Source organism: Nocardia sp. Tas62D01 (assembly GCF_055232035.1).
The window spans coordinates 6982893-7005276 of the sequence record NZ_JBUYUZ010000001.1 but is presented as its reverse complement, the minus strand read 5'-3'; the positions used below and the strand labels follow the sequence as shown (position 1 = coordinate 7005276).

Annotated in this window: 24 protein-coding genes; 16 read left to right on the top strand and 8 right to left on the bottom strand. The window is 66.7% G+C overall.

What is annotated here, in order from left to right:
• The first annotated feature begins 12 nt into the window (after positions 1-12).
• Positions 13-882, top strand: a complete 870-nt coding sequence (locus ACV7NQ_RS33515) for a helix-turn-helix domain-containing protein (protein ID WP_463363217.1) — start codon at positions 13-15, stop codon at positions 880-882.
• A 253-nt stretch (positions 883-1135) separates the two neighbouring features.
• Here ACV7NQ_RS33515 and ACV7NQ_RS33510 read toward each other — a convergent pair whose 3' ends face one another.
• Both ACV7NQ_RS33510 and ACV7NQ_RS33505 read right to left on the bottom strand, forming a co-directional pair.
• Positions 1136-2131, bottom strand: coding sequence for a TAXI family TRAP transporter solute-binding subunit (locus ACV7NQ_RS33510; protein WP_463363216.1), 996 nt, complete (start codon positions 2129-2131; stop codon positions 1136-1138).
• Positions 2128-2565 (bottom strand): hypothetical protein, encoded by a 438-nt coding sequence (locus tag ACV7NQ_RS33505; RefSeq protein ID WP_463363215.1) that lies wholly within the window; start codon positions 2563-2565, stop codon positions 2128-2130. The genes ACV7NQ_RS33510 and ACV7NQ_RS33505 overlap by 4 nt, the downstream gene beginning before the upstream one ends.
• A gap of 417 nt (positions 2566-2982) precedes the next feature.
• Here ACV7NQ_RS33505 and ACV7NQ_RS33500 point away from each other — a divergent pair, with 417 nt between their 5' ends.
• From ACV7NQ_RS33500 to ACV7NQ_RS33485, 4 genes are all read left to right on the top strand, one after another.
• The gene (locus ACV7NQ_RS33500; protein WP_463363214.1) at positions 2983-3465 is read left to right on the top strand and encodes a hypothetical protein; all 483 of its coding nucleotides are present in this window, start codon (positions 2983-2985) and stop codon (positions 3463-3465) included.
• A 37-nt stretch (positions 3466-3502) separates the two neighbouring features.
• On the top strand, positions 3503-4381 hold the full coding sequence (locus tag ACV7NQ_RS33495) for a glycosyl hydrolase family 32 (protein ID WP_463363213.1): 879 nt from the start codon (positions 3503-3505) through the stop codon (positions 4379-4381).
• Between the two features lie 145 nt (positions 4382-4526).
• Entirely contained in the window at positions 4527-5024 is a 498-nt protein-coding gene (locus ACV7NQ_RS33490; RefSeq protein ID WP_463363212.1) for a thioredoxin family protein, read from the top strand.
• A 50-nt stretch (positions 5025-5074) separates the two neighbouring features.
• Entirely contained in the window at positions 5075-6052 is a 978-nt protein-coding gene (locus ACV7NQ_RS33485; protein ID WP_463363211.1) for a glycoside hydrolase family 172 protein, read from the top strand.
• On the opposite strand, the gene ACV7NQ_RS33480 is transcribed toward ACV7NQ_RS33485, so the two are convergent.
• Positions 6044-6562, bottom strand: a complete 519-nt coding sequence (locus tag ACV7NQ_RS33480) for a hypothetical protein (protein ID WP_463363210.1) — start codon at positions 6560-6562, stop codon at positions 6044-6046. The two genes, ACV7NQ_RS33485 and ACV7NQ_RS33480, sit on opposite strands and share 9 nt — an antisense overlap.
• A gap of 183 nt (positions 6563-6745) precedes the next feature.
• Here ACV7NQ_RS33480 and ACV7NQ_RS33475 point away from each other — a divergent pair, with 183 nt between their 5' ends.
• From ACV7NQ_RS33475 to ACV7NQ_RS33445, 7 genes are all read left to right on the top strand, one after another.
• The gene (locus tag ACV7NQ_RS33475; RefSeq protein WP_463363209.1) at positions 6746-6874 is read left to right on the top strand and encodes a hypothetical protein; all 129 of its coding nucleotides are present in this window, start codon (positions 6746-6748) and stop codon (positions 6872-6874) included.
• Positions 6874-8304 (top strand): xylulokinase, encoded by a 1431-nt coding sequence (gene xylB / locus ACV7NQ_RS33470; protein ID WP_463363208.1) that lies wholly within the window; start codon positions 6874-6876, stop codon positions 8302-8304. Before ACV7NQ_RS33475 ends, xylB begins: the two co-directional genes overlap by 1 nt.
• A gap of 448 nt (positions 8305-8752) precedes the next feature.
• A complete protein-coding gene (locus tag ACV7NQ_RS33465) occupies positions 8753-9385 on the top strand; it encodes a maleylpyruvate isomerase family mycothiol-dependent enzyme (RefSeq protein ID WP_463363207.1) in 633 nt (210 codons plus the stop codon).
• A 153-nt stretch (positions 9386-9538) separates the two neighbouring features.
• Complete coding sequence (locus ACV7NQ_RS33460; RefSeq protein WP_463363206.1) at positions 9539-10060, top strand: DinB family protein; 522 nt, start codon at positions 9539-9541, stop codon at positions 10058-10060.
• A gap of 383 nt (positions 10061-10443) precedes the next feature.
• The gene (locus ACV7NQ_RS33455) at positions 10444-11115 is read left to right on the top strand and encodes a FadR/GntR family transcriptional regulator (RefSeq protein ID WP_463363205.1); all 672 of its coding nucleotides are present in this window, start codon (positions 10444-10446) and stop codon (positions 11113-11115) included.
• Positions 11112-11945: an ABC transporter ATP-binding protein gene (locus tag ACV7NQ_RS33450; RefSeq protein WP_463363204.1), complete on the top strand. Its 834-nt coding sequence runs from the start codon at positions 11112-11114 to the stop codon at positions 11943-11945. Before ACV7NQ_RS33455 ends, ACV7NQ_RS33450 begins: the two co-directional genes overlap by 4 nt.
• A gap of 126 nt (positions 11946-12071) precedes the next feature.
• The gene (locus tag ACV7NQ_RS33445; RefSeq protein ID WP_463363203.1) at positions 12072-12263 is read left to right on the top strand and encodes a hypothetical protein; all 192 of its coding nucleotides are present in this window, start codon (positions 12072-12074) and stop codon (positions 12261-12263) included.
• A gap of 77 nt (positions 12264-12340) precedes the next feature.
• Here the strand turns inward: ACV7NQ_RS33445 and ACV7NQ_RS33440 are convergent, their stop codons facing one another.
• From ACV7NQ_RS33440 to ACV7NQ_RS33425, 4 genes are read right to left on the bottom strand one after another with little or no spacing between them, the layout of a single operon-like run.
• Complete coding sequence (locus ACV7NQ_RS33440; RefSeq protein ID WP_463363202.1) at positions 12341-13489, bottom strand: glycerate kinase; 1149 nt, start codon at positions 13487-13489, stop codon at positions 12341-12343.
• Between the two features lie 52 nt (positions 13490-13541).
• Positions 13542-15233 carry a glyoxylate carboligase gene (gene gcl, locus ACV7NQ_RS33435; RefSeq protein ID WP_463363201.1) on the bottom strand — a complete coding sequence of 564 codons (1692 nt, stop codon included), beginning with the start codon at positions 15231-15233 and terminating at the stop codon, positions 13542-13544.
• Between the two features lie 29 nt (positions 15234-15262).
• A complete protein-coding gene (locus tag ACV7NQ_RS33430; protein WP_463363200.1) occupies positions 15263-16147 on the bottom strand; it encodes an NAD(P)-dependent oxidoreductase in 885 nt (294 codons plus the stop codon).
• 14 nt (positions 16148-16161) lie between these two features.
• Complete coding sequence (locus ACV7NQ_RS33425) at positions 16162-16968, bottom strand: hydroxypyruvate isomerase family protein (RefSeq protein ID WP_463363199.1); 807 nt, start codon at positions 16966-16968, stop codon at positions 16162-16164.
• Between the two features lie 649 nt (positions 16969-17617).
• On the opposite strand from ACV7NQ_RS33425, the gene ACV7NQ_RS33420 reads away from it, so the two are divergent.
• Positions 17618-18385, top strand: coding sequence for an IclR family transcriptional regulator (locus ACV7NQ_RS33420; RefSeq protein WP_463363198.1), 768 nt, complete (start codon positions 17618-17620; stop codon positions 18383-18385).
• Between the two features lie 7 nt (positions 18386-18392).
• Here the strand turns inward: ACV7NQ_RS33420 and ACV7NQ_RS33415 are convergent, their stop codons facing one another.
• Positions 18393-19436 carry a LacI family DNA-binding transcriptional regulator gene (locus ACV7NQ_RS33415; protein WP_463363197.1) on the bottom strand — a complete coding sequence of 348 codons (1044 nt, stop codon included), beginning with the start codon at positions 19434-19436 and terminating at the stop codon, positions 18393-18395.
• A gap of 134 nt (positions 19437-19570) precedes the next feature.
• Here ACV7NQ_RS33415 and ACV7NQ_RS33410 point away from each other — a divergent pair, with 134 nt between their 5' ends.
• The 3 genes from ACV7NQ_RS33410 to ACV7NQ_RS33400 are packed head-to-tail and all read left to right on the top strand — an operon-like array spanning position 19571 to position 22383.
• Positions 19571-20596, top strand: a complete 1026-nt coding sequence (locus ACV7NQ_RS33410; RefSeq protein ID WP_463363196.1) for a substrate-binding domain-containing protein — start codon at positions 19571-19573, stop codon at positions 20594-20596.
• A 9-nt stretch (positions 20597-20605) separates the two neighbouring features.
• Positions 20606-21601, top strand: coding sequence for an ABC transporter permease (locus ACV7NQ_RS33405; protein ID WP_463363195.1), 996 nt, complete (start codon positions 20606-20608; stop codon positions 21599-21601).
• The gene (locus tag ACV7NQ_RS33400; RefSeq protein WP_463363194.1) at positions 21598-22383 is read left to right on the top strand and encodes an ATP-binding cassette domain-containing protein; all 786 of its coding nucleotides are present in this window, start codon (positions 21598-21600) and stop codon (positions 22381-22383) included. Before ACV7NQ_RS33405 ends, ACV7NQ_RS33400 begins: the two co-directional genes overlap by 4 nt.
• The last annotated feature ends 1 nt before the right edge of the window (position 22384 follow it).

Below are 22384 nucleotides of genomic sequence, written 5' to 3'. Positions count from 1 at the left end.
AAGGGGTTCGCCATGCCGGACCGGTCGCCGTCACCACCGACCCGCCGCGTCGTCGAGGTCATCTCGCTGCTCACGGCGGCGCCGGACCCGATCAGCGTCGCGGGGATCGCCGACCGACTCGATATCGCCCGCGCCACCGCGACTGCGATTCTCGCCGAACTGGATTCGGCGGGTTGGGTCGTCCGCGATCCGAGCCGCGGCTATGTCATCGGCCCCGCGCTGGCAGGCCTGGGCAACTCGGCACTCCCCCATGACATCGGCGAGATCCTCACCACGCTCACCACCCGCACCGGATGCGGCGCGACCCTCAGCCGTATCGAGCCCGACCGCCTGACCGTACTCGACGTCCGCCATGGCCCCGACCGTGTCGTTCCCGGAATCCCTGTCGGACAACGCATTCCGCTCCAATTTCCAGCAGGCGCAAGCGTCATGCCGTGGCGCGCGGCCACCGAACAGAACCGCTGGCTGTCCGCCGCACCGGATTCCGACCGCCGCACCGCCAGCGCACTGCTGACCCTGGTTCGCGAGCGCGGCGCGGCCCTCTTCCGCCCCCTCGCCGACGACGCCGGCCTGGTCGACCTTCTCGCCGACCTGCTCACCGCGGTAGGAACCGAACTCCTCCAACCACATCTGCGCACCCGCGTACTCCGCCAACTAGCGGCCCTCACCTCCCGCCCCTACACCAAACCCGAACTCGACTCCGACACCATCCTTCCCCTGAGCTACCTGGCCGCCCCCGTCTTCGACGCCACCGGCGCCGCCGCCTATGAGGTCCAACTCGGCCCCCTCCGCGCCGCCACCACCAAACCCGAACGCGACGAATACATCTCCGCCACCCTCGATGCCGCCCGAGCCCTGACAGCCACCATGACCAACCATTAGTGGCACGCCCGACCACCGACCAGCCTCCGGATACGCCGCCGGGATCGAGGAGCAGAACGCCTGGCCAGTCGCGTGCGGCATGGCCGCCAGGTGGCCGATCGTGGGCCGCAGTGCGCTATCGACTGTGGTTCTGGGGATTCACATGTCGAGCAACCGTCGACCGAGCCCGCACCTTGCTTCGGGTCGCCGCGTGCGCCCACCGTGCAGGACTGGCCGGCGAAGAGGCGAAAGTCGCCCCCCAGACGTAACCCTGCTACTTGGTCAGGGCGTGGACGGCGCCGCGGTGGAGGGGGACGGGGGTGGTCAGGGTGGCGGCGTCGCGGTTGATGCCTTCGGCGGCGGAGTTGGCCTGTTCCAGTTGGTGTTTGCGGTCGAAGAGGGTTTTGGTGAGGACGCAGGCGAGGTTCGCGTCGAGGTCGTCGCGGACCAGCAGGACGTTGGGGACGACAATGGTTTTCGCGTCGGCGGGGGTGCCGTAGGTGGCGGCGGGGATGGTGCCCTCTTCGTAAATTGAGTTCGAAGTGCGCATGCTGCCTGCGAGATCCGCGATATCGAGCAAGCGGACCTTGTCATGTGCGGAGGTGAAAAGGTCGGTGACGCCGGGCGTCGGCAGGCCACCGGAGAAGAACATGGCGTCGATCGAGCCGTCCTTCATGCCGTCCACCGTTTCGGTGAGATCGAGGTGCTGCGCGGAGATGTCGGTGACGGGGTTGAGGCCCGCGGCCTGCAGTATCCGATTGGCGATCACCTCGGTGCCGGACTTGGGCGATCCGGTGGAGACTCGTTTGCCGAACATGTCGGCGACCGAGTTGATGTTGGCGCCCGCGCGGACGATCACATGCATGTAATTGGGGTAGAGCCGCGAAAGCGCTTGCACGGGTTGACGCTTCCCCTCGAAGCTCGCGCCGCCGAGCACGGCGTCAGCGGCGGTATCGGCAAGGGAGAACGCCACCTGATAGGTGCCCGCGACCAGTTGCTGGATGTTCTGCACGGAGGCACCGGTTTCCACGGCGGTCGCCTTCACCTTGCCGTCGGTGGCTTGCGCGAGTTGTTCAGCATAGGTGTTACCCAATGCGAAGTAGACGCCGGTCGAGTTTCCGGTCGCGATATCAACGCGCACTTCGCTTTTCACCTCGCAGGTGACCTCACCACCCGCGTCGGTCTGTGGGGCGTCGCGCCGACCCCCACATCCGGCGAGCAGCCCTGCCACCACCACGGCGACGGCAAAACCTATTGCGACTCTTCTCATGTCGCCCTCCTTCTAGAGAACAGAGTGACCCCGACGGCGGTGGCCAACGCGACCAGCCCGGCGACGATCGCGCCCGGCTCCAGGTACAGCAGTACCAGCCCGCCGACCGCGGCGAGCACCGGGGCGAGCGGTCGCGCCGGGCCGACGCCGAGGATCCAGCCGCCGGTCGCCGCAGCCAATGCCGCCACGCCCACGCAGGCGATCACCGTCGTACACAGCACACCGAGCACCGGCCCGTGTCCGAGCAGGTATTCACCGGGCCCGGTGAGTACGAACACGATCGGCACCAGGAACGCGGGCCGCTCCTCGTCGTCGACCTCTATCTTGATCGGTTGATCATCGACCGACTCGGCGGTCTGCTCCGGCGACTCCGCGGCCGCACCCTCGTGCTTCGGCGGCGCTGTACCTAGATCAGCGCCCCGCGTGTCCGACATGGCAGGACGATAGCAACGCACGACCGTCCGTATGTACCTAATGAAACCAGGGGCAGCAAATCACCGCACCTCGAACTCCAAGCCTAGGTGCGCGATTCGCACTGCTGTCCACTACAGCGAGTCGGCGCTTGTGTGCAGCAGACAGGGGGGAGGAGGGGGGATGGTTGTCGATCGGTTCCACCTCTTCGGCTCGTACACGGAAGGTTTCGATTTCCGGGCGGTAGCCGCCGACCGAGCCGAGGGTGGCGTGCACGGGGTATTCCAATTCGCGCAACCGCGACACTGTCACGGGATCACGACCAACTCGGCCTGCCCCAACCGCAGTGGAACTGGCCCGATTACAGAGGATTCTGGTCGAGGCGGCGTAGCTCGAGACACACCCGGAGCCCGGGGGAAATGTCCAGTAGGGTGCCGTGCATGAACGAGGATGAAGGCTACGAAAAGCTGGCAACGCCCACGGAGAAACAAGCATGGGCCAAGCAGAACAATCTGATGTACGGCGGGCTGATCGCCATCGGTGTCGTCATCCTGCAGGGCTTTCCCACTGCCGCGCCGCTCACTGCCGCAGGCAAGATCTCCGTGCTGGCATTCGCGATTTCGCTGCCACTGCTCGCGGTGCTGATCATGCTCGGTGAACTGCATTCGGGAGATCGGACGGTGAAGTCGAGCCTGACCGATGAAGCGGCCAAGGGCTTGGCACTGGCCAGTTCCCTGATCGGGGTGATCGCGGCGTTCTGGCATATCTACTGGCTCGCGGGCGTCGCGGTGCTCGTCGCCGGGATCGTCGGTCTCGGACTCTACGGCGCGCACTTCACCGGTTCGAATCTCAGCCAAGCGTTGCTGCGGGGCAACCAGCAACAAGAAAAACAGGCGAATCCGGAGACGACGACACCGCAATAGGCGCTACCGTGCCGCCCGCGGCGGCATCATGATCCCTATGGCAGCGCGCGATGTGGTGAAAGCGGGCGTGTTTGCGAAGGTCTACGACCCCAGCGTCGGGGAGCCGGAGTCCTGGTACATCAACGACCACACCCTCATCCGGGCAGGCGCCGGGCGCTGGCATTTGTTCGGCATCACCCACCCGGAACCGGCCGATCCGTTCCTCGAGGTCGAATTCGCCCACGCGACCGCGGATAACCTGCACGGACCGTGGTCCAAACACGAACCAGCGCTGCACGTCGACCCGAAGTACGGCGAGACGCACCTCTGGGCGCCGCATGTCATCGCCGCGGACGGGCGATATTACATGTTCTATGCCGGTGGCGGCGCGGATCGAACCGCCGCGGCAATGAATCTGGCCACCTCGACCGACCTCTTCCACTGGACTCGAAATCCGGCCGGACCCCTGTTCCGCGACGGCTACGACGCGCGTGACCCGATGGTGCTGCGGGTCGGCGAGAAGAGGCTGATGTATTACTGCGCGACCAGCGCACCGGCGGGCGGTCATCATGTGGTCGCCTATCGCGCCAGTGTCGACCTCGTGCACTGGGGTGAGCGCCACATCGCCTACACCGATCCCAGCAGCGGCACCGAGGCGGGCAACACCGAATCCCCGTTCGTGGTCCCGCACGGCGGCACGTGGTATCTGTTCATCGGTCCGCGCCCGCGCTATGTCGGCACCGATGTGTTCCGCAGCGACAATCCCTTTCGCTTCGGAATCGGCAACAAGGTCGGGCAGATCGCCGCTCACGCGGCCGAACTGGTGCAGGACAACAACCGCTGGTGGATCACCAGCGCGGGATGGGCGCAGGGCGGCGTGCATCTCGCGCCGGTCACCTTCCCGAACCCCCGCGCGATCAGCGACATTCCTCGATAACCGTCGAAGATCCCCACTCCACGCCCCCCGGCGACTATCGCGCCCACGTCAAGGGCCGTCTGCACGCTCCTCGACATCACCCTCGACGAATTCACCCGCTGAGTTGCCGATGGCCGGTTCCTGCAAAATATGCAAGGATCCAAGGTTGTTTGTAGGAGATTATGGCGAGGAAACCATGCCCACAATGACGCTGACCCAACACAACTTCGACACCACGATCGCCAGCCATCCGATTGTGCTGGTCGACTGGTGGGCGGGCTGGTGCGGGCCGTGCCGCCAATTCGCGCCGGTCTACGAGGCATCCTCCGACCTGCATCCCGAAATCGTGCACGGCAAGGTGGACACCGAGGCCCAGGAGGCGCTCACCGCGTTGGCGAAGGTCGACCGCTTCCCGACCCTGATGGCGTTCCGGGATGGGCTGCTGGTGTTTGCGCAGGCCGGGTTCATGGCCGCTGATGTGCTCGAGGAATTGGTCCAGCAGGTCCGCTGGCTGGATATGGACCAGCTCCGCCGCGATATGGCCCAGCAGTCCGGCGTCGAGCAGTCCAACGCGGAATACGCGCCGAGTCCGAGCCTGGCCTCGTCCGGACGCCAGGCGGGTCTGGCCGCGGGATCCGACCGGTACGGCTGGCCGGGTCTGTGACCGCGCCGGGTTCGAACCTCTGGCGACTCGATGCCGCGCGGACCCGATCGGTGAGCGCGGAAAATCCGACCGGCGCTCCGGGAGCGGGCGCGCGCGCGGTCGACGGCACCGGAGCCCATGCGGCGCGACTGCTCGGCGCCGGGTGGAAGATCTCGCCATCGATCGAACTCGCGTCCGGCGATACTGCCACCCTCGCAGACGTTTCCGGCCCCGGCGTGGTCCGGCACTTCTGGCTGACCACAGATCGCACCGTGCTGCGCCAGCTGACCCTGCGCATGTTCTGGGACAACGCATCCGAGCCGGCCGTCGACGTGCCGCTCGGCGACTTCTTCTGCAACGGCTGGGATGAGCTGGCTCTGCTGAATTCGGAGATGGTGGTGGTCGCACCCGCCGGTGGACTGAACAGCTTCTGGTCCATGCCTTTTCACGCCAACGCGCGGATCACACTGCACAACGGCAGCGACCGCTCGATACCGGTGTACTACCAGGTCACCTATACCGAGGAGCCGGTGCCGGAGTCCGCGGGATATCTGAATGCCCAATGGCGCCAGAGCAATCCGATCGGCACCCCCGCGGTGCACACGATCCTCGAGACCGTGCCCGGCCCCGGCCGCTATGTCGGCACCTTCCTCGCCATCCAGCCCGGCGCCCCCGGCTGGTGGGGCGAGGGCGAACTCAAGTTCTACCTCGACGGCGACACTACCCATCCGACCCTCTGCGGCACCGGCACCGAGGACTACTTCGGCGGCGCCTGGAATTTCGATCTCGACGGCACCTACCGCACCTACTCCACGCCATACCTCGGGCTGCACCAGGTCCTGCCCGCGGACGAGATCTATCAACCACACCAGCAATTCGGCATGTACCGCTGGCATGTCCGCGATCCGATCTGCTTCCACCGCGGCCTGCGCGTCACCATCCAGGCGCTCGGCTGGCACGACGACCGCACCTATCTGCCCCTGGACAACGCCACGATCGCCACCACCGCGCTGTGGTATCAGGGCGTCGAGCGGACGGTGTCAGTGTAGGTCGCCGCGATCCGAGTCCCCGGTGTCGTCCGGGAAGTCGGGGATCTCCGTGGCCATGAGCTCATCGACTCTGGCCATGGCTTGGTCCATGGTGGTTTCGATGTCGTCCATGGCGGTGAGGCCGTCGAGCAGACCCTCCAACTCGCGCCGCGTGGTCTCCAGTTCCGCGATCGCCGGGTCGACGGAGAACCAGGCGACGCCGTCACGCCACCAGGGGTTGCTGTCGATCCATGCCCACATGACATCGCGAACCAACCCGGCGTCGGGAGTGTACATCTGGAAGAGCTCATCGGGTGAGCCCGCGCTGTGTTCGAGTTCGTAGACGCCGTCGGGGAGCAGCCGGGTCTGGATGTAATCGTGGTCGCCGCAGCTGAGGACGATGAACGGGCATTCCGGATCGGGTGGCGCGCTCAGCAGGTCATCGAGCACCGGGGCCGTCAGATACGGCACCGTGGTCCCGTCACCTGTACGGACGTGCACGTCCTCGTGCCGGTCCGGGTCGTCACTCACCCGCGACAGTCTGCCTCATAGCCGGTTCACCGGTCTGAGCGGACAGTTTTCGGTCGTTCTGCTGGGATGTTGCGGTTTATCAGTGGGAAGCGGGTGGTGAGCGTCCCCCAGCAGCGCACAGGACCCCTCCCCCAAACCCCGAAAACCCACCACACAACGCCACTTCACATGCAAGGTGTTCCTATGCGCATGGTAACAACCGAGATGCCAACAAAACCCTCCGCCCAAAACGGGCCGACCCCAACGCCCGCCCCCGGCAACACCGCAATCCGGCAGCACGCAGTCGGCACCCGCACCCCCGGAGTCGCCTGATGCCCACAGTCGCCGGAATAGACAGTTCCACCCAGTCCTGCAAGATCGTCATCTGCGACGCCGACACCGGCGAGATCATCGACCAAGCCCACGCACCACATCCCGACGGCACGGCGGTTCCAGCGCAGGCCTGGTGGGACGCGCTGTCCACCGCCGGCACCGGATTGCTCGATCGCGTCGACGCGATCGCGGTGGCCGGACAACAGCATGGACTCGTCACCCTGGACACGGACGGGCAGCCCGTTCGGGATGCGCTGTTGTGGAACGACACTCGATCGGCGGCGGCGGCCGATGACCTGATCGACGAACTCGGCGGTCCGCAGGCCTGGGCCGAAGCCGTCGGCAGCGTGCCCGTCGCCGCGTTCACCGTCACGAAGCTGCGGTGGCTGGCCGATCACGAACCCGATCTCGCCGACCGAACCCACCGGATCATGCTCCCGCACGACTACCTGACCTGGCGGTTGCGCGGCGGTCTATCGGCGCAGACCCTCGAACCCACCACCGACCGCGGTGACGCCTCGGGCACCGGATACTGGTCGCCCGCCACCAACACCTACAGCAAAGATCTACTCGCGCTTGCCTTTCGAGGTCGCACACCAGAGCTGCCCCGCGTGCTCGACCCGGCCGAAGCCGCCGGGCACACCCCCTCCGGCGCGCTGGTTGCGGCGGGCACCGGCGACAACGCCGGCGCCGCACTCGGTCTCGACATCCAGGAGGGAGATATTGTCATCTCCCTCGGCACCAGCGGCACCGCCTTCGCCCGAAGTGCGCACCCCAGTGCGGATCCCACCGGCAGCGTGGCCGGTTTCGCCGACGCCACCGGTGCGTTCCTACCGCTCGTTTGCACCCTCAACGCCGCCCGTGTCCTCAGCTCCACGGCCGATATGCTCGGCGTCAGCCTCGCTGAACTGGAAACCCTTGCCGCACAAGCACCTCCGGGCGCCGAAGGGATAGCACTCCTGCCCTACCTCGCTGGCGAACGCACCCCCAACCTCCCGCATGCCACCGGTAGCCTGCACGGACTCCGCCCGAACACCATGCGCCCCAGCAACATCGCCCGCGCCGCGTTCGAAGGCATGCTCTGCAATATGGCCGACGCCCTCGACCATCTGTGCACCACCGGCGTCCCACTCCGCCGTGTGCTCCTCATCGGCGGCGCTGCCCGTTCCCCCTTGGTCGGCGAGATCGCCACCCAGATCTTCGGCGTCCCGGTCACCGTCCCCGAACCCAATGAATACGTGGCGCTAGGCGCCGCCCGGCAGGCGGCGTGGGCTCTGCGCCGCCAGTCCGCACCCAACGGCACGCCGCCGATCCCGAATTGGGTGGCGCGTCCCGCTATCGAGATCCCCGCGCCGAATGATGGCGACGCGTCGGGTCAGCGCGTGCGTGCGGAATACCAACGGGCGCAACAGGCTCTCCACGCCCGCTGACTCATCGGTTCAGGAACTCATCGCGCGTCGGTGCTCTAGCGCGCTGACGAAGACCCGACTTCAGCCCACCGATGCTCGACGGTCTGTCTGCCGCGTAGCCGGCCGGAGCCGAACCGCGTTGGTCGCTGGCATCTCCACTCTTCGCCCCGCTCGCCGGACTGCCACCGCTGCTCGTGCAGGTGGGTACGGCTGAGCTGCTGCTCAGCGATTCGGAGCGGCTGGCGAAGTCGGCGGGCGGATGCCGGGGTACAGGTAGTCCTGCAAATCGGCGAAGGTGTGCCGCACAGGTCGGAAGCCATCGAGGTCACCGCGGCGATCGGGACGTTCCCGCGAGAACACATCCGCTGAGTGTCCCGGTGACACCGTCGGACCACCGATGAATTTCGCCGCGCCGATCCGTCGTAAGTCGGGGAGAGGTTCGACATTCGACGGGCGATGAGCAGTGACGATGACGGATACCGAGGTGCGAGAGGCGATCGCGGCGCAACGCCGCGATCTCGTCGACATCCTCGCCGGACTGGACGCGGCGAACTGGGAGGCTCCTACGCTGTGTGACGGGTGGCGGGTGCGCGAGGTCGTCGCGCACATCACCATGCCGTTCCGGCTGTCGATGGGCCGGTTCGCACTCGAAATGCTGAGGGCCCGAGGGAATTTCAACAAGATGGCCGACCGGAGTGCCCGCGCCGACGCGGCCGTGATGTCGTCGGAGGAACTCATCGCGTCCTTGCGGGACAACGTGAATCATCCGTGGAAGCCACCGGGCGGCGGTTTCGAGGGCGCGTTGAGCCACGACGTCATCCACGGCCTCGACATCACGGTCGGTCTCGGCCTGGAGCGGACCGTCCCCGAGGACCGGATGCGGCTGGTGCTCGGCGCGCTCTCCCCCAAGAACGCCAAATACTTCGGCGTCGACCTCGACGACATCGAACTGCGCGCCGACGATATCGATTTCAGCTATGGCTCCGGTTCCGTGCTGGCCGGTTCGGCCCAGGACCTGCTGCTGGTGCTGTGCGGGCGCAGACTGCCCGCGGGCAGTCTGCGTGGTGCGGCGGCGGAGAGATTCACCTCGCCCGGAGCCTGACCGTGCCGCCGCGCCATCCACCCGCACCAGCTGCCCGTCCGGGCCGCCAGACGAGATTACCGATTCCGCCGTGCCGACATGAACAACGTCGGCACGGCGGCATCGGGCGTTATTCGGGAGCTTCGAACCATGGTTCCGCGTTACAGTCGGCGGGTGACGTGGACCGCACCCGACCTCGATCGAACCCAACCGCCGCTCATCTCCGGTGAGCGGTCGATGCTGCAAGGGTGGCTCGACTTCCACCGCCAGACGTTGCTGCGCAAATGCGCAGGCCTCGACGCCGAACAGCTGAAACAGCGCTGCGTCGCACCCTCCATGCTGTCGCTGCACGGCCTGATTCGGCACATGTCCGAGGTGGAACGCGGTTGGTTCCGCATCGCCAGCCGCGGCGAGCCAGTGGACTACCTCTACTGCACCCAGGCCAATCCGGACGGCGACTTCGACGACATCGGAGACGCAGACGCCGCCGCCGACTTCGCGACCTTCCAGCAAGAGATCGAACGCTGCGATGCCGCGGTCGCTGATGTCCCACTCGACCACACATTCCTGCACCCTCGGCGTCCGGTCGAATACAGCCTGCGCTGGGTCTATGTGCACATGATCGAGGAGTACGCCCGCCATAACGGCCACGCCGACTTCCTCCGCGAACGCATCGACGGCACGACCGGCGAATGAGACCTTCCGGTCCTGAGCCGTCTGTAATCCTCGGTACGACCGCCTCACCTACCAGCGCCGAATCGACCGATAAATGCGCATATCTATGTATCAAGATGTGATCCGGGAGTGGATTCCGCGACAGCGAACGGATCGAGACTCCCCGTTCGTTGTCAGGGTCCAACCTCGACTACTTACTTTGTCGGCTCATCATATCGGCGGCGCGGACGACTGCCGCGAAGGAGGCTTCCAGCACGGAATTGCCGTCACACGGAGGGTGACCGGCCACGACAAAGCCCCACGGCGGGGCCGGTTGGTCAGGCCCCGTCGTGGCGGCTGAGGAGAGGCATGGTGCGCATGATTGGTAGACTATACAAAACTCCTCAGACAAGTAGAGAGGTTCGATGGTTTCGCAGATCCGGAGGCATCCGCTGGCCGCGCAGGCTGCCGAACTGCTGCTGACCCGTATCAGAGACGGCGAATGGCCACTGGGACACAGGCTTCCAGGTGAGACGACCCTGGCGGTCCAGCTCGGCGTCGGCCGTTCCACGCTGCGCGAAGCCATCCGCGAATTGGCGGGCAAGGGCGTGCTCGACAGCCAGCAGGGCGCGGGAGTTTTCGTCACGGCCCTGGATGTGACCGAGGACTGGGATGTGGTTCTGCGCCGCGCCTCCATCGCCTCGGTGCTCGAGGCGCGCATCGCCATCGAGGCCGAGGCCGCCGCCCTCGCAGCACAGCGCCGCACCCCCGCCGACCTGCGTACCATGCGCCGCGCGCTGGCCGCGCGGGAGGCGCACGGTGAGCCGATCGCCGAGCATGTGGACGCGGACATGGCCTTCCATCGCGCCGTCATCGTCGCCGCGCACAACGATGTGCTGACCCAACTCTTCGACACCTTTCTGCCGCGACTACGCCTGGCGATGATCGATATGCTGAAGATCCGCCCGGTGCCCTCCGAACCGGCCGACCACGACGCCCACATTCGGCTCACCGATGCGATCACGCACCGAAATTCCACCGCCGCAGCGGAATTCAGCCGCTGCCACCTGAACACCCTGAAGGAGGCATTCTCGTGACCGACGCACCCGTGCTGGAACTGACCGACGTGACATTCCGCCGCGAGGGCAAGCAGATCATCGACGGTATCTCGCTGACGGTGCGCGCGGGCGAACACTGGGCGCTGCTCGGCCCCAACGGCGCGGGCAAGAGCACGCTGCTCGGTTTCTGCGGCGCGGTCACCTTCCCGACCTCGGGCACCGTGCGCGTGCTCGGCGAACAACTCGGCCGCGTCGAACTGGCTCGGCTGCGGCATTCCATCGGCCACGTCAATCCCCGCCATCCGCTGCAATATCCGCTGACGACCCGCGAAGTCGTGCTCACCGGCATCACCGCTACCATCGACACACCGATGCGTTGGACCCCGACCCCCGATGAGTTGCGCCGCGCCGACGCCATGATCGACACCGTCGGTCTCAAAGGCAAAGCCGACGACACCTGGCCGACGATGTCCCAGGGCGAACGTGGCCGCACCCTGATCGCACGCGCCCTCGTCTCCGAACCGCGCCTGCTGCTGTTCGACGAGCCGTCCACCGGCCTGGATGTGGCTGCGCGCGAACAACTCCTGGAAACCATCGACACCCTCGGCGAAACCCATCCGGATGTGGCCTCGATCCTGGTCACCCACCATCTCGAGGAACTCCCGAGCACCACCACCCACGCCCTGCTCATCGCCGACGGGCGCACCGTCGCCAGCGGTACCGCCCGCGCCACGGTCACCACCGACAACGTCACCGCAGCCTTCGACCATCCCGTCCGGGTCCGCTACGACGACGGCCGCTGGACCGCCCGCGCTGCCCACCGCGCCAGCGCCTGGTCGGCGCCCATGGACGGTGGACCAGGCAGCTAGCGCACCCGCATGTGCCCTCAATGTGCGCTTGTGCGATCCAAACCGACCACCCGGTGGTTGGCCCGCGAGATCGCCTGACCCTTCGGTGTGCTTTGCCGCTCCCGGAACGGTGGCAGGATCGGTGCTATGCCGAGATGTGGCTCAGCGGCGGCAAGCGGCGATCGCCGCCGCGCACGCCATGGCGACCACCCCGAGCAAACCGATTGGCAGCGCATCGCCGGACTGTATGCCGTCCTCGCCGAACGCTTTCGGTCCCCGATCGTCGAACTGAACCGCGCGGTGGCGGTGAGCATGGTGCACGGCCCGGCCGCCGATTGATGGTGTGCCTGGGTTGCGCCTTTAGCCGGAACGACGGTCGGGTTTTCGCCGGAACGACGGGGTGGCGCTCACGACGCTTAGCTCCGGCTCAGTACCGGCTCGGCCGGCCAGTCGTGAGCAATCTGCTCACCTTGGCGCTGCAGCAGTTCCGCGGCTTCGTCCTGACAGCGCTGCAGATCCGGTTCCAGATCGGTGAGTGCGTAGGCGGCCTGGAAGCCGGCGGCCCGCAGCTGCCCCTCATCGAGTAGCCGTCGGCCCGCCACGGCGATTGTCGCGACACCGGCCTTGGCCGCGCGGGCCGCGACCCCGGCGGGTGCCTTGCCGTGCAGGGTCTGCTCGTCCAGCGAGCCTTCCCCGGTGACGACCAGGTGCGCGCCCTCGATGTTGCGATCGAAGCCGACCAGATCGAGCATCACGTCGATGCCGCCGGCCCGGCGTGCGCCGAGGACGGCGATCGCCGCGAACCCGATACCGCCGGCCGCACCGGCACCGGGCCGGTCGGCGGCATCGAATCCGGTGCGCTGGGCGACCAGCCGGGCCCAGTGCGCCAGGCCGACCTCCAGTGCGGCAACTTCACCCGCACCGGCTCCCTTCTGCGGCCCGAAAACACCGGCGGCACCGTGGTTTCCGAGCAGGGGGTTGTCGACGTCGCTGGCCAGCACCAGCTCCACCTCGTGGATGCGCGGATCGAGCTTGTGCAGGTCCAGGTAGGCGATATCGATGAGACCACCGCCACCCGGACCCACCGGACGCCCATCCGCGTCCAGCAGCGCCGCTCCTAGTCCGGCCAGCAGGCCGGCGCCGCCGTCGGTGCAGGCGCTGCCACCTACACCGAGAACCAGTATGCGACAACCGGTGTCGAGCGCGGCTTGCACCAGTTCGCCCACCCCGAGGCTGGTTGCGGTCATCGGGGCGAGCTGCCCGGCCGGTAGCCGGGACAGCCCGCAGGCCGCAGCCGCTTCCACGACCGCCACCTCACCGTTGTGCGCGAACGCCGCTTGCACCGGCTCCCCAGTCGGCCCGCTGACTTCCACTGTGGTGCAGTCGAATCCGGCGGCAACCGCCGCGTCCACCGTCCCCTCCCCGCCGTCGGCCACCGGTACCCAGCGGATGTCGGCGTCAGGGCGAACCCGCCGGATCCCCGCAGCGATCGCCTCGGCCACCTCTCCGGCAGTCAGCGACCCCTTGAACTTGTCCGGGGCTAATACGATCCGCGGCACACTCATGTGCTCGCCTTCCCGCTGAGGTCGGCCTTCGGTCGGGTCGGGACGGTGGTGGTCATGAGGGCTCGAACTCCCGCACCGCGTCGATGGCCGGGCCGTGCGCGGTGTTGGCCTCACGCTCGACCATGATTTCCACCAGCACCGGTCGGGAGGTGGCCTCGGCCTGCTTGCGCGCCCAGGCCAGCGCATCGGCGATGTCGCCCGGCTCGTAGACTCGCCGACCCAAGCAGCCGTAGGCCTCCATGATCTTCACGTTGTCCGTGCCGAACTCGTCGTAGTGGATATCGACCTGGTAGTTCATCTCGTACGGCAGCGAGGCCTGGCGGATCAGGCCCAGGTACTCGTTGTTGATCATGACGATTACGAACGGCACGTCGTACTGGGCGGCCACCGCCAGCTCCTCGACGAGGAACTGGAAGCCGTAATCACCCACCACCGCAACGACTTCCGCGTCAGGCTTAGCGGCTTTGACGCCGATCGCGGCGGGGATCTCCCAGCCCAGCGGCCCGGCCTGACCGCACACCTGGTAGTGCCGCGGCAGGTACGTCTTCTGGAACTGCCCCGACCAGATCTGGTAGAGACCGATGGCGGTGACGAAATAGGTGTCCTCGCCGAAGGTTTCGTTGATCTCCTTGAACACCCGCGGCGGCTTGATCGGGGTGACGTCGAAATCGTCGCGGCGCGTGAGGGTCCGGCGCAGTTCGCCCAGCCGCGCCACCCACGCAGAGTAGTCACTCCGGCGCTTGCGGTTGCGGGCCTCGGCCAGCAACGCGGTGAGGAACGGCCGAATATCCGACACCACACCGAGATCCGGCCCGAACACCTTGCCCAGCTGGGTGGGTTCGATGTCGACGTGGATGAACTTGCGGTCACCGCGGTACACGTCGAGCTTGCCGGTGTGCCGGTCGCCGAAGCGCGCACCCAGGGCCAGCACCAGATCCGATTCCAGGAAGGCGGCATTGGCCCAGCGCTGACTGGTCTGCACACCGGTCATCCCGGCGAACAGCTCGTGATCCTCGTGGACGGAGCCCTTGCCCATCAGCGTCACCTGCACCGGAATGCCGAGCAGCTCAGAGAGTTCGCGCAGTTCGTCGTGCGCCTCGCCGATGATCACGCCGCCACCGGCCAGGATCAGCGGCCGCTCGGCCTCGAGCAGCAGGTCCAGCGCGCGGGCCACCCGCGGCGGATGCGGCAGCACCTGCGGCACCGGCAGCGGCGCGTCGATGCTGGGATCCCACTCGATCTCCTGCTTCTGGACGTCCAGCGGCAGGTCGATCAACACGGGGCCGGGACGACCCGAGCGCGCGATGCGGAAGGCTTCGCGGAAGATCCACGGCGCCTGGGCCGCCTCCTTGACCTGCACCGCCCACTTGGTGACCGGCTCGGCGATGGAGACGATGTCGACGGCCTGAAAAGCCTCCTGGTGCAACTTCGTCGACTCGGCCTGGCCCGTAATGCACAGGATCGGAATAGAATCCGCGAGCGAGGTGTAGAGGCCGGTGATCATGTTGGTGCCGGCCGGACCGGAGGTGCCGATGGCGACGCCGACGTTGCCGGTGGTGCGCGCCCACCCGTCGGCCATATGCGTTGCGCCCTCCTCGTGCCGCACGATCAGGTGCCGCATATCGGTTTTGCGCATCGCGTCGTAGAGCGGCAGGATGGCCGCGCCGGGACAGCCGAAGGAGACGTCTACGCCTTCGGACAGCAGCACGTCAACCACGGCCTGCATGACCGGGACTTTTGCCATTGATAATTTCCCTTCTGGAATTGCCCGGACTACTTCTCGCCGTGGCCGTTGAGGTTCTCGATCACCTTGAGCAGTGCCGAGTGATCCAGTGAGCCGTAGCCCTGGGCGCGACCCGCCGCGATGAGCGAGGCGACCAGCGCGGAGGCCGGCAGCGACACATCGGCCTGGCGCGCGGCGTCGGCGACGATGCCCATGTCCTTGTGGTGCAGGTCGATCCGGAATCCGGGGGCGAACTCGCGCGCCACCATCGACTTGCGCTTGAGTTCGAGGATGCGGCTGCCGGCCAGGCCGCCGGCCAGCACGTCGAGGCCCTTGCCTGCGTCGACGCCCAGCGCCTCCATCAACACGATCGCCTCGGCAACCAGCGCATAGGTGCCGCCGACGACCAGCTGGTTGGCCGCCTTGACGACCTGCCCGGCACCGTGCGGGCCTACGTGGATGTAGGTCTTGCCGACCACCTCGAAAATCGCTGTGGCAGCGTTGAAGTCGAGCTCGGTGCCGCCGACCATAATGGACAGCACACCCTGTTCGGCGCCGGCCTGGCCACCGGATACCGGCGCGTCCAGCACCCGGAACCCGGCCTTGGCGCCGGCCTCGGCGATGGCGATCGAGCTCTCGGGGCGGATGGTGGAGAAGTCGATCAGCAGCGCACCCGCGGGCGCATGGACGAAGACGCCGTCCGCACCGAGCACCACGTCTTCGACCTGCGGATGGTTGGGCAGCATGGTGATGACGATCTCGGCGTCGGCCACCGCCTCGGCGATGCTGCCGGCCGCCTTGCCGCCGTCGGCCTCGAGCCGCTCGAACGCCTCGGTGTTGAGGGTGTAGCCGACGACCTCGTGCCCGGCCTTCACCAAATGGCTCGCCATGGGCGAACCCATGATGCCCAGGCCGATGAATCCGATCTTGCTCATTCAGTTTCTCCTTGTCATTGTGGCAGCCAGACGAAGCTGGCGGCGCTGGCACCGCTCGGGACGTATTCGGCGGCGACGTAGCCGCTGTAGCCGGCCGCGCCGAGCTTGTCGACGTAGCCGAAGATGTCGAGCTCGCCGGTGCCGGGCTGGTGCCGGCCGGGAGCGTCGGCGATCTGGACGTGGGCGATGCGGTCGCTGTACTGCTCGATCACCTTGTCCAGATCGTCACCGTTAGTGGCCAGGTGGTAGAGGTCGGCGAGCAGGCCCAGGTTCGCCGACCCTTGCGCTGCGCGCACCCGATCGAGCACGCCGACCACGTCCTCGGCGGTCTTCAACGGGTATTGCGGCATCCCGCTGACCGGTTCGAGCAGCACGGTGCCACCGATCGCGGCCAGTTCGCGCGCGGCCAGTGTGAGATTGCGGATCGCCAGCTCGTCCTGGTCGCCGGGGTCCACGCCGTCCATTCGGTTGCCGTACAAGGCATTGAACGCCCGGCAGCCCAGACGCTGCCCGATCCGGACGGCGAGGCCGACGCTGTCGGCGAACTCCTGCTCGCGCCCCGGCCACGACACCAGGCCACGCTCGCCGCCAGGCATATCGCCGGCGAACAGGTTCAATCCGATCAGCTGCACACCGGCCTGCTCAATGGCCTGTACGAAGGCATCGACCTCGGCGGCGTCCGGAGTGGCCGTGGCGAACGGCCACCAGAACTCCACCGCGTCGAAGCCGGCTGCCTTGGCCGCGGCAGGACGCTGCAGCAGCGGTAGTTCGGTGAACAGGATGGACAGGTTCACCGCGTAGGGGAGGGGTGCTCGAGTCATGCGGTCTCTTCTTCTGTCTGGACCCGTCGTGCCCGCGAAGACCGGGTGCGAGGGTGTGCCGTCGTCCCGGTGAAGGCAGGGATCGGGTCGGGTGTGCTGTCGTCCTGGCGAAGACCGGGTGCTGGGCGCGTCGATGCCGAGGTTAGATTTCCGTAATACGGAATGTTTATTCCGTCATTCGACGGTAGCGCCATCCAGGCGTGGCGGTCAACACTTTTCGGAAATCTCGTCGAACCTTCGCCAACCCGTTGACAGAGCCTCGCAGCCGGACCTATCGTGTCTTCAACGGAATTTAACTTCCGCATCGTAGAATAATACATCTCCCGAACGGAGGGGTATCCGGCGAGGGAACCGCTCACGATTTCCCGGATCATCCACGCATCGGCCACCGCGCCGGGCTGGCAAGCCGCGAGCGAACAGTCGGGGGTCGATGCCGCCGACACCGAGCCGGCCGCGCGGCTGCGGGCGGGAACCTGGCCTACGAGGCCAGGTTCGGCCACATTGGCCGGTGCGGCCGCGAGCGTGACGTGATTCGATCATGGCGGTCGCCTTCCGTATCAGCGAAGTAAAATTCCGCCATACGGATTTCCGTAGGATGGAACCTAGCTGCAAAGATGGTGAGCACCCACCCACGTAAGGAAGGACCGCCGTGACCGAGACTCGTCCGCAGACAGGCGGCGGTGTGCAGTCTGTCGACCGCGCCTTCGAACTGCTGGAGTTGGTCGCCGATGCGGGCGGGGAGGCAACGCTGTCCCAGCTCGCGGAGGCCTCCGGGCTGCCGCAGCCGACCATCCATCGACTGCTTCGTACGCTTGCTGTCGGCGGCTACATTCGCCAGCAGCCGTCGCGGCGATACTCGTTGGGGCCCAGGCTGATTCGGCTGGGCGAGACGGCCAGCCGGGTGCTGGGCGCCTCGGCCGGCCCGCATCTGACCCGCTTGCGGGATCTGACCGGAGAGACCTCCAACATGGCGGTGCTCGACGGCGACCAGGTCGTCTATGTCGCGCAGGTGCCCTCCCCGCACGCCATGCGCATGTTCACCGAGGTCGGCCAGCGCGTCGACCTGCACTGCACCGCCGTCGGCAAGGCAGTACTGGCCACCCTGCCACCCGACGAGACCGACCGCATCCTGTCGCGAATCATGATGAGCCCCCGCACCATTCACACCATCACCGACCCCGCGGTGATCCGTGACGAGATCGCCCACATCCGCGTGCAGGGTTTCGCCGTCGACGACGGCGAACAGGAAATCGGCGTCCGCTGCTTCGCCGTCGCCGTCCCCGACGCCCGCACCCGCGCCGCCATCTCCATCAGCGGCCCACAGGCCCGCGTCTCCGGCCTGAACATGGACGAAATCATCCCGCTGCTCCAACAGACGGCCGCCAACCTAGGTCGCGACCTGGTCGCGCAGGGCTGAGTGTCCTTCAGTCGAAGCAGGTGATCTCGCCGGAACCGCGGATCAGCAGGCGGGTGGAGATCACCTCGTGGCGGGGTGGGGAGTCGTCGCCGTCGAGGCGGGCGAACAGGAGTTCGGCGGCGGTGCGGCCGATGTTGGTCGAGTCCTGGGTGACTGCCGTGAGGGCCGGGTCCAGGAGTTCGGCCAGGGGTAGATCGTCGAAACCGACGATGGCGATTTCCCTTTGAAGGCCGCGTTTTTGGATCGCACGCAGGACGCCGACGGTGACCAGGTTCTGGGCGCTGAACAGAGCGGTCGGGCTGTCGGCGCGGTCGAGCAGGGCATACGCGGCCACTTCGGCGGCGTCGGCGCTGTGCAGGTCGGCGCAGATGAGGGTGGGGTCGAGGGGGACGCCGGTGCGGGCCAGGCCCTCGACGTAGCCGGCGTAGCGTTCGGCGGCGGTCCAAATCGTGTGCAGGTCACCGAGATACGCGATACGGCGGTGGCCGTGCGCGGCCAGGTGCTCGATGGCGCGGCGGGCGCCCTCATGATTGTCGACCGTGACGCTGTCGATTTCGGCGGTGGCCGGTTGCCGGTCGACGAAAACGATTGGCGTGCCACGTCTTTGCTCGTGCAGCAGCAGGCCGTGGTCGGATCCGACCGGCATCACGATCAACCCGTCGACGCGGCGCGACAGCAGGGCGTCGAGGACCTCGCGCTGACGGTCGGGGTGCTCGTCGCTGCTGACTGCGAACACCAAAGTCCCACGGACGTGGGCGAAATCCTCGACCGCGCGGTGCAGGGCCGAGGCGTACGGGTTGGCGACATCCATCAGCACCAGGCCGATCGCGGCCGTCTTCTGGCCGTGGCCGCGCAGCGTGCTGGCCGCGAGATTGTGCCGGTAGTCGAGCATGGCGGCGGCGTCGGTGACGCGGGCGGCCAGTTCCGGCGAAACGCCGCCCTCGCCGCGCACCACCCGCGACACTGTCTTGATACTCACTCCCGCCAGGGCGGCGACCTCGCGCATGGTGGCGACCCGGCGTGTGGCATGTGGGTCTGACAACGCTGACATCGCCACCTTCCTAACACGCCCGAACCGAGCTCCGTTCTGCAGAACATCATAGAAGATAGGCACTAGACGTGAAATGAATCACGTTCTATCGTCTCTGACAACGTTGTCTAGCAGTACCTTGCAGGAGCACATCGATGTCCTCTCGTGCCGTCCGTATCGCCGCCGTCAGTCTCGCCGTCGCTTCCCTCGCCCTCACTGCCACCGCGTGTGGCAAAGGCTCGAGTGGCAGCAGCGGGCAGATCACGGTCGGGCTGATCACCAAGACCGACACCAACCCGTTCTTCGTCAAGATGAAGGAGGGTGCACAGAAGGAGGCCGATGCGGCGGGCGTCAAATTGCTGACGGCCGCAGGCAAATTCGACGGTGACAACGCCAGCCAGGTCACCGCAATCGAGAACATGGTCAACGCGGGCGTCAAGGGCATCCTGATCACCGCCAGCGACACCAAGGCGATCGTCCCGGCGGTCAGCAAGGCCCGCGCCAAGGGTGTCGAGGTGATCGCGCTCGACACCCCGACCGATCCGCAGAGTGCGGTCGATGCCCTGTTCGCCACCAACAACTTCACCGCCGGCACGCTGATCGGCAAGTACGCCAAGGCCGTCGAGGGCGACAAGCCGGTCAAGATCGCGATGATCGATCTGAACCCCGGCGTCACCGTCGGTGTGTTGCGGCACAACGGTTTTCTGACCGGATACGGCGCCGCGCAGGCCACTCAGGACATGAAAGAAGGCGTGACCGCACCGAATGTGGTGTGCACGCAGACCGCCGAGGGTGACCAGGCCAAGGCACAGTCGGCGATGGAGACCTGCCTGCAGAAGGACCCCGGCATCAACGTCGTCTACACCATTAACGAACCCTCCGCGCTCGGCGCGTACACCGCGCTCAAGACGGCCGGCAAGGAGAACGACGTGCTGATCGTCTCCGTCGACGGCGGCTGCACCGGCGTGCAGGCGGTCAAGGATGGCAAGATCGCGGCGACTTCCCAGCAGTACCCGCTGAAGATGGCCAGCCAGGGTGTGAAGGCGATCGTCGACTACGCCAAGAACGGCCAGAAGACCACCGGCTACACCGATACCGGCGTCACATTGATCACCGGCAAACCGCAAACGGGGGTGGACTCCAAGGATGTCCAGTTCGGCCTGGACAACTGCTGGGGATGAGTGCCGCGGATGACCACGACAACCACGTCCAAGGCGCCGGAGCCGAAGTCGTCGGCGCTGAATCGCGTACTGGCCCTGCCGAATTTCGGGCCGATCGTGGCGATCATCGTCGCCGTCGTCTTCTTCGGCTCCCAGTCCGACCGGTTCCTCACCGGCGGTAACTTCTCGCTGATCGTCCAGCAGGTGATGGTGGTCGGCACGCTGGCGATCGGCCAGACCCTGATCATCCTCACCGCCGGCATCGACCTGTCCAACGGTGCGGTGATGGCGCTGGGCAATATCGCGATCACGAAGCTCGCCGTCGACTCCGTGTTGCCGCCGCCGCTGGCGATCGTGCTGGGGCTCGCGCTGACCGCCGCATTCGGTTTGGTGAACGGCGCCTTGGTGAGCTTGGTCAAGCTGCCGCCGTTCATCGTCACTCTCGGCACGTACGGGATCGCGTTCGCGCTCACGCACATCTACTCGAAAGAGCAGACGATCTCCGGGTTGCCCGGCACGCTGACGTACTTCGACAAGACGTTCCCACTCGGTGGCACCGACATCACCTACGGATCAATCGCGATGCTGGCGCTGTTCGCGGTGGCCTGGTATGTGCTGCGCCAGACCGCGGCCGGGCGCCATGTCTACGCCGTCGGCAACAACCCGGAGGCGGCGCGGCTGAGCGGAATCGACACGCGCCGAGTGCTTTTGGGTGTGTACACCGTGGCGGGCCTGATCTACGGCCTGGCCGCGCTGTTGCTGGTGGCACGCACGGGTGTCGGCGACCCGAACGCCGGGCAGACCGACAACCTCGACTCCATCACCGCGGTCGTGCTCGGTGGCACCAGCCTGTTCGGCGGGCGCGGCAGCGTCATCGGCACGCTGCTGGGTGCGCTGATCGTCGGCATCATCCGAAACGGCTTGCAGCTCATGGGAGTTCCGTCGATCTACCAAACCCTGATCACCGGCATCCTGGTGATCGGGGCGGTGGCCGTTGACCAGTTCAACCGCGGGAGGCAGAAGTGACCGAGCCGGTGCTACAAGCCAAGGGTTTGGTGAAACGGTACGGCCATGTCACCGCACTCGACGGGGCCGACTTCGACCTGTATCCGAACGAGATCCTAGCGGTGATCGGCGACAATGGCGCCGGCAAATCAACACTGATCAAAGCGCTTTCGGGCGCAATTATTCCGGATGAGGGCGAAATCCTGCTCGACGGCAAGCGGGTGCGGTTCCGCCGCCCCATCGATGCCCGGCGCGCTGGTATCGAAACCGTGTATCAGGATCTGGCCGTCGCACCCGCGCTCGACATCGCCGACAATCTGTTTCTGGGGCGGGAATTGCGGCGTCGCGGTGTCCTCGGCTCGGTGTTCCGGATGATCGACAAGGACCGGATGGTCCGAGAATCTCAGCAGCACATGGCGAATCTGAAGATCGGCATCCGATCCATGAAGCAGGCGGTGGAGACACTGTCGGGCGGGCAGCGCCAAGGTGTCGCGGTGGCACGCAGTGCGGCGTTCGCCCGGCACGTGGTGATCATGGACGAGCCGACCGCGGCGCTGGGCGTCAAGGAAACCGGCATGGTGCTGGATCTGATCCGCGAGGTCCGCGATCGAGGACTGGCGGTGATCGTCATCAGCCACAACATGCCCAATGTGTTCGAGATCGCCGACCGAGTGCACATCCAGCGGCTGGGCCGGCGGGTCGCGGTGATCGAACCGCACGAATTCTCCATGTCCGACGCCGTCGCGATCATGACCGGTGCGATGGCGGGCGCCGAGGTGGACAATCATCGTGTCAGCAGCTGAG